Below are 12372 nucleotides of genomic sequence, written 5' to 3'. Positions count from 1 at the left end.
TCGATAACCCAACGGCCGCATGCGTCCTGCGTATCGTTCGTCCGCATCCTCACGTCTTGCCTGGCTGAGGCAGCGCGCCGCAGCAGGCCTGCTCGCCTTGCCGCTGCTGCGAGGGGCGCCTGCGGTCCAAGCCCAGACACCGACGCCCGTCGGCCCCGAGTTCCAGGTCAACACCGCGACGGCGGGCAACCAGCGCAACCCCGCCGTGGCCGTCGCGCCCGACGGCGACTTCGTAATCGCCTGGTCCAGCCGCGGCCAGGATGGGTCGGGGACCGGCATCTACGCCCAGCGCTACACCGCCGAGGGGACTCCCGCTGGCGCTGAATTCCAGGTCAACACCTCCACGCCCAACGACCAGGTCGTCCCCTCTGTTGGCATCGACGAGGACGGCGACTTTGTGATCGCGTGGGCGAGCTACCTCCAGGACGGCGATGGCTATGGCATCTACGCGCAGCGCTACGCCGCCGACGGGCTCCCCCGGGGCGGCGAGTTCCAGATCAACATCGCCACGGAGAACGTCCAGTATGGTCCCTCGGTGGAGATGGATGCTGAGGGCGATTTCGTGGTGGCCTGGGACAGCTACAGCGAAGCGGGCTCGTATTTCGACGTGTTCCTCCGGCGCTACCGGGCTGATGGAGAGCCGCGCGGCCCCGAGGTGCGAGCCAACAGATTCGTCGCAGGCACCCAGTCGCTCGCCGCACTTGGGATGAACAGCGAGGGCGACTTCGTGGTCGCCTGGTCGAGCTTCAACCAGGACCGGTCCGGCTTCGGCATCATGGCAAAGCAGTACGCCGCCGACGGCACGTCGCCGGGGCCGCCGTTTCGGGTGAACACCTTCAGCACGGGCGACCAGCGACATCCTGCCGTGGCCGTCGACGCTGGCGGGGCGTTTGTTGTGGCCTGGCAGAGCGACGGCCAGGACGGCTCGGGCGATGGCATCGCGGCGCAGCGATACAGGTCTGATGGAACGCCGGACGGCGCGGAGTTCCAGGTCAACACCGTCACCGAGAACGACCAACTGTTGCCCGAGGTGGGCGTCGACGGCGACGGCGACTTCGTCGTCGTGTGGCGGAGCTACGGCCAGGACGGCGACGACTTCGGCATCGTCGCCCGGCGCTACCGGGCTGACGGCACGCCGGACGGCGGCGAGTTCCAGGTCAACACCTTCACCACAGGGGTGCAGTACCTCACAGCCCTCGGCGTCGAAGCCGACGGCGATTTCGTCGTGGCGTGGTCCAGCCGTGACCAGGACGGCGACGGCGACGGCATCTACGCCCAGCGCTTTGCGGCGTCCCCGGTGGGTACGGAAGGGGGTACGGGGCTGCCGCAGGCCTTGTCGGTCCGATCCGTCCATCCCAATCCGACCCGCGACAGGGCCACGCTGCACTATGCGTTGCCTGCCACCTCGGGCGTCCTCGTCACGGTGACCGATGTGCTTGGCCGCACGATGCTCACCCACGCGGTGGGCACGCGGCTACCGGGTCTACATGCGGCGCGCTTCACGCTCGAGGGCCTACCGACCGGGACCTATGTGGTGCGGGTCAAGGCCGGAGGTGCCGTGGCGGCGCAGCGGATCACGGTGGTGCGCTGAGCGCCATTTCGGGATACAGCGGGCGGAGCAGTCGCCGGAGCGCACGGTCCGGCCGTAGCTTGTGGGAGCGTTCCCACCGACCTCTCCGTGCCCGTATGCCCGATCTCCTCTTTCGCGGTACTGCCCCTGCGCTCGTCACGCCCTTCACCTCCGAGGGCGCGCTCGACGAAGCGGCGCTGGAGCGCCTCATCGACAGACAGATCGAGGGCGGCGTCGATGCGCTGGTGGTGCTCGGGACGACCGGCGAGAACCCAACCCTCACGCCTGCGGAGCGACAGCGGGTCACCGAGCGGGCCGTTGCGCACACCGCAGGACGCGTGCCGGTCATCGTCGGAACGGGCACGAACAACACAGCCGAGAGCGTCCGCTTCTCGCGCGAGGCCGCCGCCGCCGGGGCCGACGCGCTGCTGGTCGTGGGGCCCTACTACAACAAGCCTCCCGCCGATGGTCTAGTGGCCCACGTCAGCGCCATCGCTGAGGCAGCCGACCTCCCGATCGTCTTCTACAACGTGCCCGGGCGGACCGGGCAAAACGTCCCCGCTGACCTTACCCTACGGCTTGCCGAAGAGATTCCCCACGTCGTCGGGGTCAAAGAAGCCTCAGGCAACCTCGCGCAGATCGGCGACGTGCTCGCGCACCGCCCCGATGGCTTTGCCGTCTACGCGGGCGACGATGAACTCACGCTTCCGCTCGTGGCGCTCGGAGCCGACGGGGTCGTGTCGGTCCTCGTCAACGCGCTTCCCGAGAAGTTTTGCCAGATGATGCACCTCGCGCTCGACGGTCACGTCGAGGCTGCTCGCGGCCTGCACTTCGAGCTACTTCCTGCCATGCGGGCCTGCTTTATGACGGCCAACCCGATCCCGGTCAAGATGGTTTTAGCAGCCCTCGGTGTATGTGAGGAGGCTGTCCGTCTGCCCCTCGTTCCACCTGATCCCCACCTCCGCTGGCAAATCTTGAGCGCGTTCAAGATCGAAGCCAACATGCGGGCCAGGGCATAGGGCCCACCCCTCTAGACTGCCGGCCCCGGGATATAGGCTGGGGGTAGAAAATGACTACCGAAAGCCCAGGGATTCCATTATATGTGCGAAACCGAGGGCTACTTTGTGACTTTAAGCCGGCGCTACATGAGCTACGGCCGCGCCGAGGGGCGTGACCGCATTGCTTGGCCTCCTCTTCTTCCTAGTCTCCTTACTCCATGCGCGACGGTACGCACTCCTCCAGCCGCAGCTCCGCTTCCGGCGGGGCCGCTTCCAATGGCACAGCCTCGGCGGCGCGTCACGTGATGCTCGTTGATGACCACCCCGTTGTTCGGCAAGGGCTCATGCGCCTTGTCAACCTGGAAACCGACCTCGTAGTCACAGGCGAGGCGTCGAGTGCCGAAGAAGCGCTGGCCTTGCTGGAGGAGCAGACCTTCGACCTCGCGGTGGTTGACATCACCCTGGAAGGCGTCAGCGGGCTGGAACTGGTGCGTCAGATCCGCTCGCAGCACGAAGGCCTGCTCGTGCTAGTGCTCTCGATGCACCACGAACGGTTCTATGCCGAGCGCGCGCTACGCGCCGGGGCGCAGGGCTACGTCATGAAGCAGCGGGCTCCCGACGTAGTCATCGAGGCCATCCGACGCGTTCTCGAAGGCGATCTCTACCTCAGCGAGGAGCTCTCCGACGACCTGCTCCGCCGCGCGGTCGAGGGCCGGGCCGAGGCCAGCACCAACCCCGCCGAGGTGCTCTCGGACCGCGAGCTCGAAGTTCTCCAACTCATCGGGCAGGGGGTGCGCACCCGCGACATCGCCGAGCAACTCACGCTCAGCATCAAGACGATCGAGTCGTACCGCGCCAACATCAAGCGCAAGCTCGACCTGCAGAACGCGACCGAACTGGCCCACTATGCCTTCGCGTGGTACCAGGCGACGAGCGACCCCAACAACGCGGACGTGCCTGTTCCGCCAAGCGAGCGGGCAGAGTAGCGTCGGCGAGGTGCCCAAACGATCACATCGGGGTGACAGACGCCCGGCGTATCTTGAGAGGCTAAGCGCTTCCACCTCTCCCCTTACGCTGCCCCACCCCTATGAAACGGCGCACCAAGATCGTCTGTACCCTCGGCCCGTCTACCGATGACCGCGAAACGCTACGCGCCATCATCGCTGCCGGGATGGACGTCGCGCGGCTCAACTTCTCCCACGGCACGCACGACGAGCATCGCCGCCGCATGGAGATGGTGCACGAGGAAGCCCGCCGCGCCGGACGCGTGATCCCGATCCTCCAAGACCTGCAAGGTCCGAAGATCCGCGTGGGCAACATGGAGGATGGGGCCGTGCTCCTGCACGAAGGGCAGGCCTTCACGCTCACCAGTGAGCCCCTCGAGGTCGGGACGACGGAGCGGGCAACAGTGTCCTACGATGGCCTCGCCTCCGACGTGAACGTAGGCGGCACCATCCTTATGGACGACGGCAACATCGAGTTGCGCATCGTGGACGTGAATGGACTGGACGTCAAGACCGAGGTCGTCGTCGGTGGGCCGCTTCGTTCCAAGAAGGGCGTCAACCTCCCGCACATCCGCTCCTCAACGCCCTCGCTCACAGAGAAAGACGTCAAGGACCTTGAGTTTGGACTCGATCACGATGTCAACCTCATCGCGCTCTCCTTCGTGCGCACGGGAAGCGATGTGCAGGACCTGCTCAGCCGCATCGAGGCGTCGGGCAAGAGCGTCGGCGTGATCTCGAAGATTGAGAAGCCTGAGGCCGTGGACGACTTCGAGAACATCCTCGACCGCACCGACGGCGTGATGGTGGCGCGCGGCGACCTCGGCATCGAGATCCCGATGCAGCGTGTGCCGATCGTACAGAAGCAGATCATCCGCCAGTGCCTCCGCGAGGGCAAGCCGGTCATCACGGCGACGCAGATGCTGGAGAGCATGATCGAGAACCCGCGCCCCACGCGCGCCGAGGCGTCCGATGTGGCCAACGCCGTGATCGATGGCTCGGACGCCGTGATGCTCTCCGGCGAGACGGCTGCGGGCAAGTACCCCGTGCGCGCCGTCGAGGCGATGGCCGAGATCATCCGCACGGTCGAGGACAACCGGCGGCTCCTGGGTGGTGAACAGGCGCCAAGCGTGGTCAGCGGCGGGCAAAACCGCATCACGCAGGCCGTGTCGCTTACCGCCAGTCGTCTCGCAGAGGAAGTCGAGGCTGTCGCCATTGCCTGCCTCACGCACTCGGGTACGACCGCGCGCTCCATCGCCCGGCACCGTCCCAGCGTACCCCTCTATGCGTTCACGGACAGCCCCCGCGTGGTCGGCCAGTTGGCGCTCCTTTGGGGGACCGAGGCCTTCTCGATTCCGTTCCAAGAGCACACCGACCAGGGCATCGCGACGGTGCACCGCGAGTTTCTCAACCGCGGTCTCGGCGAGCGCGGCGACCGCATCGTGATCACGGCGGGCCTCCCGCTCCCGGCCAAGGGTCTGACCAACATGGTGCACGTGAGCCGGCTCTAGCAAAGCCTAGAGCGGAGACGGACGGCGGGGTAAAACGACGCGCGTAGGCGGTCAGCGCGCGAACGAATTCGTATCATCACGGCGTTACCGGTGTCCCTCGCCTAGCCCGCTGTGCTGCTGACCGCTTCGCTACGTCTGCTCCCCTGACCCGACTGCTCCTCCCGTGACCCGACGTGCGTTGCTGCTCACCTGCATGGTGGTGCTCCTCGCTGGAGCGCTGCTTCCCGGGTGTGCCCGGATCTTCGGCAGCCGCTACGACAACTTCCAGGCGTACTTCAACGCGGTCTACAACGCACGGCAGGCCTTCGACGAAGCTGAGGAGCAAATCGTTCGCGAGGACGACCCGGTCGACCGGACTCGCTACCTCCAGGTGCTCCCGCGCACCGACGAGCGCCGGGCTAGCAGCAGCGGTGGGCCGTTCCAGGACGGCGTCATCCAACGCCTCGGGGACCTGCTCCGCGAGAACCCCGACACGAAGTACACCGCCGATGCGCTGCTCCTGATCGGGAAGTCCTACTTCTACCAGAGCAACTTCGAGGGGGCTAAGCTGAACCTACGCGAGGCCATCCGGGTCGCGCAGGAGCAAGACCGCGGACGCGAGGAGGACGAGGCGCGGCTCTGGTTCGGTCGCGCCCTCGCGGCCAACGGCGAGAGCACCCAGGCCGAAGACCTGCTCCGCGAAAGCATCATCCGGGAAGGCGCACGTGCACGCTGGACCTCGCTCATGCAGCTGGCACTCGCACAGCTCTACGTGCAGGACGAACGCTGGGTCGATGCCGCGTCGGCCCTCGTGGAAGGCGTCGCGCGTGTGGACGACGGCGACATCGCGGCGCGCGCGCAGTTCCTGCTCGGACAGGTCTACGAGAAGCTGGAGCGCTACCCCGAAGCCGCCGAGGCCTACGACGAGGTCCGCCGCTACCGCCCGCTCTACGAACTACGTTACGCCGCCGCCGTCAACCGCGTGCTCGTGCTCGGCCTCTACGCAGACCAGCCCGGGCAGGCGCTCGACCTCGTCCGGCGGATGCAGCGCGACGACAACAACTTCTCGAACCTCGCTGAACTCCAGGTGATCGAGGCGCGCGTGCTCACGAGGGCTGGGCGCCCGCAGGAGGCGCGCGACGTGCTCGTGCAACTCCTCTACGACGACGAGGGCCAGAACGTCGGGCAGATGCGCGGGCAGGCGCTCTACCGCCTTGGCGGTGTCTACCGGGACGGCTTCGAAGACTTCAGCCTCGCGGCCGCCTACCTCGACAGCGCGGCCACGGCCCTGCGCAACCCCACGGGCCGACGCTCCGAGATGACCGGGCAGGCGATGCTGGACATCGACGAGGAGGCGGAGGTGTACACCGGTTTCGCCGACGCCGCCGGGCGCGTGGCGCGCTACGACTCGCTGCTGGAACTGGGCAGCCTCGACGACGCCGCCTTCCGGGCGCGCATCTTCGCGATCCAGGAGGCCCGGCAGCTCGCCGCCGCCGAGGAGGCCGCCGAGCAGGAGCGCCTGCGACGCGCGCAAGGGTTCAACGCGTCGCGCGGAGGCCTCGGTCGGCAGCCGACGGACACGGGCGGCCCGCTCACCGCAACGTCTGGACAGGGCTCCGGCGGTGACTTCGGTTTCCTCTCGTACCGCAACCCTTCGCGGGTGCTCGAAGCGCTCGCCGCGTTCCAGGCCCGATGGGGCGAGCGCCAACTCGTGCCCAACTGGCGGCGACGCGACGCGATCAACTTGGTTGTAGCCGAGGGTGAGCTAGGGCAAGACATCGAGGTAGATGCGTTCTTGCCAACCGATCAGGCGCTGGGTGTGGACGTGACCGATATACCGCGCACCGCGGACGCCCAGGCCACCATGCGCGCCGAACGTGCTGCGTCGCTCTACGAGATGGGCACGGCGCTCTTCCTCGCGCTGGGGCGCCCCGACTCGGCCGCCGTCGTCTATCGTCAAGTCGTGGACGAGGCCGCCGACCCTTCTGTGGCTGAGCGTGCCTACTATGCCCTCGCTGAGGTCGAGCGGGCCCTCGGCGAGGGCGCTGAAGCGGAGCGCTGGTACCGCTACGTCATCGACACGTATCCCGACTCTGATCTGGCCGACCAGGCACGGACGCGCCTCGGCCTCGCGCGTGCCGAGCGCACCGAGCTTGCGCAGGACCAAGCGGAAACAGACTATGCCCTCGCCTATGCGACGTGGCAGCGCGGGGACTACGACCAGGCGTTCTCCGACTTGCTCACGGTCCACGAGCGCTACCCCGAGAGCGACGTGGCCCCGCGCGCGCTCCTCGCAGCCGGACATGTCTACGCCGAGTGGGCAATCACGGGCTCCGTCGACCTCTACGCGCCGCTCCCCGAGGCCGACTCGCTCGACCTGAGCGGGCTCTATGGCCAGGTCAGCGAGCGCTACGCCGGGACGCCGTTCGCAAGCCGCGCGGAGGTGCTGCGCACGACCCTCGAAGAGAACCGCCCCGTCCCCGATACCCTCGCCTTCGACTTTGACCTGGACGACCTCGCGCCCGACAGCCTCGCGCTACCGGTCTTCGACGACCTTCCCGGCGCTGACAGCACGGGCGTAGACAGCACGGGCGTGGATAGCACCAGTGTGGAAGAGGAGGGGGACGCAGACGAGACCGGGGAGCCGGTGGCCGCGCAGCAGGAGACCGCACCGACTCCACAGTCTCCCGGTGCCCGCGCGCCCGTCAACGACCGAGCGCTACGAAGCCGGGCACGAATCCTGCCTCGCCGAGGCACGACCACCTGGATCGTCGCCACGCGTGAGCAGCGCGACGAGGGCGAGGCGATCCTGAGCCAACTGGCAGAACGTGGCTACCAGAGCGCGCTCCTCCGCGACGACCGCGACGGCGAGGTTCGCTTCCTGGTCGCGGTCGGGCAGTTCCGCCAGCCGCAGCAGGCCGCCCGCATGGAGCCCGCCGTCCGCACGCTGCTCGACGGCGAGGAAACCCTGCCCTACCAGATCGAACTGCAGGGCGTGCGGATTGTGTTGCAGGGGGCCGACCTGCGCTCCACACCGAGCGGTCCGCTCCAGTTCGTACCGGATGGCGGCTAGCATGCGGCGGACGGTGGAACCAAGCCGCCAGCCGAACGGTACGGCTCCACCACCATGGGCGGCGTAGCGCGTCGCCCTTCTGTCTGTTTTCAGGGGCTCCTGCCCTCGATGGGCCGCGCGGGCACGCGCCCGCTGACACCGCTCACGAACGACGGCACCCCTCCGCCGCTTGGTCTAGCCTACTCTATGTCGCAGAACGAAGGCGACTCGCTCAACCCCCGAAACGGCTCCGAGAAGCCCAAAAAGGAGAAGCAGCCGCGCTTCTCGCTCTGGGTGTTCTACGTCGCCATCCTCCTCGCTCTCCTCCTGGTGCAGGCCTACTTTGCAGGCGGCGCGGGCGGCAGCGAGGTCGAGTACTCCGCCTTTCTCGACCAGGTTGAGCAGGGCTACGTCGAGGAAGTCGAGATCGTCGACAACGTGCGGGTCCAGGGGCTCTACACCACCGAAGCCGTCGAGCAGGGGCGCGTTGAGGCGTCTGAGCCGGGGCGCAGCCTCTTCAACACCACGCCGCCCGACGAGGCCCGCCGCCAGTTCCGCTCGATCAAGCCGCAGGACCACGACCTGACGGAGTTCCTGACGGCCTACAACGCCGAGGCGCGCGAGGCCGGCGATACCGCCGTCGAGTTTGGCGCACGCTACGAGGACAACTGGTTTGCCGGGCTCCTAAGCTGGGTCTTCCCGCTCGCACTGCTCGTCTTCCTCTGGATCTTCCTGCTCCGCCGCATGGGGGGGCCGGGCCAGCAGGTGCTCAACATCGGCAAGTCGAAGGCCATGCTCTTCGACGAACTGGGTGAGGAGAAGCTCACCTTCAAAGACGTCGCTGGGCTGGACGAAGCCAAGGACGAGGTCGCGGAGGTGGTCGACTTCCTCAAGAACCCGAAGCGGTTCACCAAGCTCGGCGGCAAGCTGCCCAAGGGCGTGCTGCTCGTCGGGCCTCCGGGCACCGGCAAGACGCTCCTCGCCAAGGCCGTCGCCGGCGAGGCAGGCGTGCCGTTCTTCAGCCTCTCCGGCTCCGACTTCGTCGAGATGTTCGTCGGCGTCGGCGCAGCGCGCGTGCGCGACCTCTTCAAGCAGGCGAAAGAGAAGGCCCCCTGCATCATCTTCATCGACGAGATCGACGCCATCGGCCGCAGCCGTGGCAAGGGCATGATGATCGGTGGCAACGACGAGCGCGAGAACACGCTCAACCAGCTGCTTGTGGAGATGGACGGCTTCAACACCGACAAGGGCGTGATCATCGTCGCGGCGACCAACCGCCCCGACGTGCTCGACTCAGCGCTCCTCCGCCCCGGTCGCTTCGACCGCCAGATCATGGTGGATCGCCCCGACCGCATCCAGCGCGCGGCCATCTTCCGCGTCCACACCCGCAACCTGAAGCTCGGTGACCAGGTGGACATGGAGATGCTCGCCAACATGACGCCGGGCTTCGCCGGAGCGGAGATCGCCAACGTGTGCAACGAGGCCGCCCTCCTTGCGGCACGCGGCGACAAGGACGCGATCGAGATGAAGGACTTCGAGCGCGCCATCGACCGCGTGATCGGCGGGTTGGAAAAGAAGAACAAGCTGATCTCGCCAGAAGAGAAGAGGATCGTGGCCTACCACGAGGCGGGTCACGCCGTCACGGGCTGGTTCTTGGAACACACCGACCCCGTCATCAAGGTGTCGATCGTACCCCGCGGACTGGCCGCACTCGGCTTCGCACAGTCGTTGCCGGACGAGCGCTACATCACGACGAAAGAGGCGTTCCTCGACCAAATGACTATGGCCATCGGCGGCCGCGTTGCCGAGGAGATCAAGTTTGGGCACCTCTCGTCCGGGGCCTCCAACGACCTTCAGCGCATCACCAGGACCGCCTACGGCATGATCGTCCAGCTTGGAATGAGCGACAAGGTTGGTCACGTCAACTTCGATCCGGGCCGCGAGCAGCAGGCATCGTTCTACAAGCCCTACTCAGACAAGACCGCCGAACTGATCGACGCCGAGGTGAAGCGCGTCGTCGACGGCGTACACGAGCGGGCGCACCGGCTGCTTCGCGAGCGCAACGAGGAATTCGAGGCACTGGCTCAGGCGCTCTTGGAGAAGGAGGTGCTCAACGAGAACGACCTCAAGGAGGTGCTCGGCGAGCGGCCCTACAAGCGCCCGATCTACGACCAGGCCGTCGATGCCGAGCAGCAGCCGGTCAACAAGTCGAATGATGATCTCGACGCGGTCAGCGGCGGCGACGGTGCGGTTGTAGAGCCGGATCAGGTGGAGCCCGACCAGGCCGAGCCGAATGCATAGGCACGGGTGACCTGCACCAGAAGGGAGGTGCGCGTACGGAGATAAGGGCGTCGCTCCGCGAGGCGCTGAATCCGTACTACCAACCTCCCTTCTGTCATGCTCGCTCGCTTCCTCTTCGGTGGGGTGCTCCTGTGCACCCTCACTGCGTTCGCCTCGGCCCCTTCCACGGCCGAGTTGTCCTCAGAGCCAACTGCCTCGGTCACGATCGTTAAGAGTACCCACACGGTTCGCGTGGAGTATCTATCCAGGTCGGGTGCGCTGCGTCGAGCCCGCGTCACGATCACGCCAGTAGAGCGTGGTGCTCGCGCTGAGTGGACCCGTGATCTCGAGGCCGTGTTCTTTACCGCTCCTCGCAGCACGCCAGGGCTGAGTCGCTACAGCCTCGCCGACCGGCTCATTACCGCCGAGGGAGGAGAGTTTCCTTTCGTCGGCGAGGGTCTCGTCCCGGCACCGGAGTACCTGCGTGAGTTCCTGGTGCGGAGCAGGGGGACCACACACGGCTTTTTGATGCCGCTGAGCGGCACGGACGACCCGCCCGCCGACGATCCGCCGAAGGGTGACCCGCCTGCCGACGATCCTCCTGAGGACGACGATGACTGCTCGTGTGCGGGGTGCATGGAAATTTGCGATCCATGGACGTGCGAATGCAGTGATCCCGACCCGTTCCCTGAAACGGAGGGCTTCGAGTCGGACGGACGCATGGTCTTGTTCGGCATCTGAGCGCACTGATGTCTGGCGCCAGAGCCGCTTCACCCGAACCGAGGGTGGGGCGGCTCGTTTGCGGAGTAAATATGCAGGGCTGTGATAATTGATATAGACCAGAATATCACTAGTTGATGGATGAAAGGGGCTGATACAGGCCGAAAGCCCCCCTTCGTGGTTTATGCACACCATCCTGGTTGGCAGCGCATCGCAAGCTCTGTACCTTTCTTTCCTGTCTCAGCGTCAAAGTTTGCTCGCGAGACGACCGCTTTCGCTCCTGGAATTCGCCCGGAGCACCCCCAAGAAACTGACCTCTCGCACGGCGTGCCTACGATTCAGCAGCTGGTCCGTAAGGGCCGCACCCCAAAGAAGGCGAAGAAGACCGCGCGGGCCCTCCAGGGCAACCCGCAGCGGCGCGGCGTCTGCACCCGCGTCTACACGACGACCCCCAAGAAGCCGAACTCGGCCCTCCGCAAGGTGGCGAAGGTTCGCCTCACGAACGGTATCGAGGTGATCGCCTACATCCCCGGCGAAGGCCACAACCTCCAGGAGCACTCCATCGTGCTCGTGCGCGGCGGTCGTGTGAAAGACCTCCCCGGCGTGAAGTACCACATCGTGCGTGGCGCGCTCGACACGGCCGGCGTTGCCGACCGTAAGCAGAGCCGCTCGAAGTACGGTGCCAAGAAGCCGAAGAAGTAGTTCCGCTCTCAGCTCGCGACCATCGGTTCTCAGGGAAGGCCACCGATGGTGTACAGCCGGAAGCCAATAGCCAACTCCTATGCGTAGAAAGCAAGCCGAAAAGCGGATTCCAGTCCCCGATCCGATCTACGGGGACGTGACCGTCGCCAAGTTCATCTCCGCCATCATGCGTGACGGCAAGCGGAGCCTTGCCCAGAAAATCGTCTACGGCGCGTTTGACACCGTCGAGGAGCGCACCGGCGAGCCGGGCGTGGAGATCTTCCGCAAGGCGATCAACAACATCGCTCCGCTCGTGGAGGTCCGCAGCCGCCGCGTCGGTGGCGCGACCTACCAGGTGCCGATCGAGGTGCGCCCCGAGCGCCGCACGTCGCTCGCCTTCCGCTGGCTCATCCAGTTCGCCCGCGCCCGCGGCGACAAGAGCATGACCAACCGCCTCGCCGCCGAGATCCTCGCGGCCAGCCGCGGCGAAGGCAACGCGGTCAAAAAGAAGGACGACACACACCGCATGGCCGAGGCCAACAAGGCGTTCTCGCACTTCCGCTTCTAGGCCTGATCTGGG

The 12372-nt window shown here is 66.5% G+C and carries 9 protein-coding genes; all 9 read left to right on the top strand.

Annotation, left to right across the window (positions count from 1 at the left end; all coding sequences use genetic code 11):
- The first annotated feature begins 19 nt into the window (after positions 1–19).
- The 9 genes from AAFU51_08215 (at position 20) to rpsG (ending at position 12360) form a co-directional block, all read left to right on the top strand.
- On the top strand, positions 20–1591 hold the full coding sequence (locus AAFU51_08215) for a T9SS type A sorting domain-containing protein (protein MEO1571241.1): 1572 nt from the start codon (positions 20–22) through the stop codon (positions 1589–1591).
- Between the two features lie 95 nt (positions 1592–1686).
- Complete coding sequence (dapA, locus tag AAFU51_08210) at positions 1687–2589, top strand: 4-hydroxy-tetrahydrodipicolinate synthase (protein MEO1571240.1); 903 nt, start codon at positions 1687–1689, stop codon at positions 2587–2589.
- Positions 2590–2786: 197 nt separating this feature from the next.
- Positions 2787–3554: a response regulator transcription factor gene (locus AAFU51_08205; protein MEO1571239.1), complete on the top strand. Its 768-nt coding sequence runs from the start codon at positions 2787–2789 to the stop codon at positions 3552–3554.
- Positions 3555–3655: 101 nt separating this feature from the next.
- Positions 3656–5080 carry a pyruvate kinase gene (pyk, locus tag AAFU51_08200; protein ID MEO1571238.1) on the top strand — a complete coding sequence of 475 codons (1425 nt, stop codon included), beginning with the start codon at positions 3656–3658 and terminating at the stop codon, positions 5078–5080.
- Between the two features lie 163 nt (positions 5081–5243).
- A complete protein-coding gene (locus tag AAFU51_08195; GenBank protein MEO1571237.1) occupies positions 5244–8132 on the top strand; it encodes a tetratricopeptide repeat protein in 2889 nt (962 codons plus the stop codon).
- 186 nt (positions 8133–8318) lie between these two features.
- Positions 8319–10412, top strand: coding sequence for an ATP-dependent zinc metalloprotease FtsH (gene ftsH / locus AAFU51_08190; GenBank protein ID MEO1571236.1), 2094 nt, complete (start codon positions 8319–8321; stop codon positions 10410–10412).
- Positions 10413–10508: 96 nt separating this feature from the next.
- Complete coding sequence (locus AAFU51_08185) at positions 10509–11132, top strand: hypothetical protein (GenBank protein ID MEO1571235.1); 624 nt, start codon at positions 10509–10511, stop codon at positions 11130–11132.
- Positions 11133–11438: 306 nt separating this feature from the next.
- On the top strand, positions 11439–11813 hold the full coding sequence (gene rpsL / locus AAFU51_08180) for a 30S ribosomal protein S12 (protein MEO1571234.1): 375 nt from the start codon (positions 11439–11441) through the stop codon (positions 11811–11813).
- A gap of 79 nt (positions 11814–11892) precedes the next feature.
- Positions 11893–12360: a 30S ribosomal protein S7 gene (gene rpsG, locus AAFU51_08175; protein ID MEO1571233.1), complete on the top strand. Its 468-nt coding sequence runs from the start codon at positions 11893–11895 to the stop codon at positions 12358–12360.
- Positions 12361–12372: the final 12 nt, after the last annotated feature.

This window comes from Bacteroidota bacterium, from assembly GCA_039821555.1.
In the GTDB taxonomy this organism is placed as follows: Bacteria; Bacteroidota; Rhodothermia; order Rhodothermales; family Rubricoccaceae; genus JBCBEX01.
The sequence above is the reverse complement of the archived record's forward strand: the minus strand, read 5'-3'. Positions and strand labels throughout refer to the sequence as shown.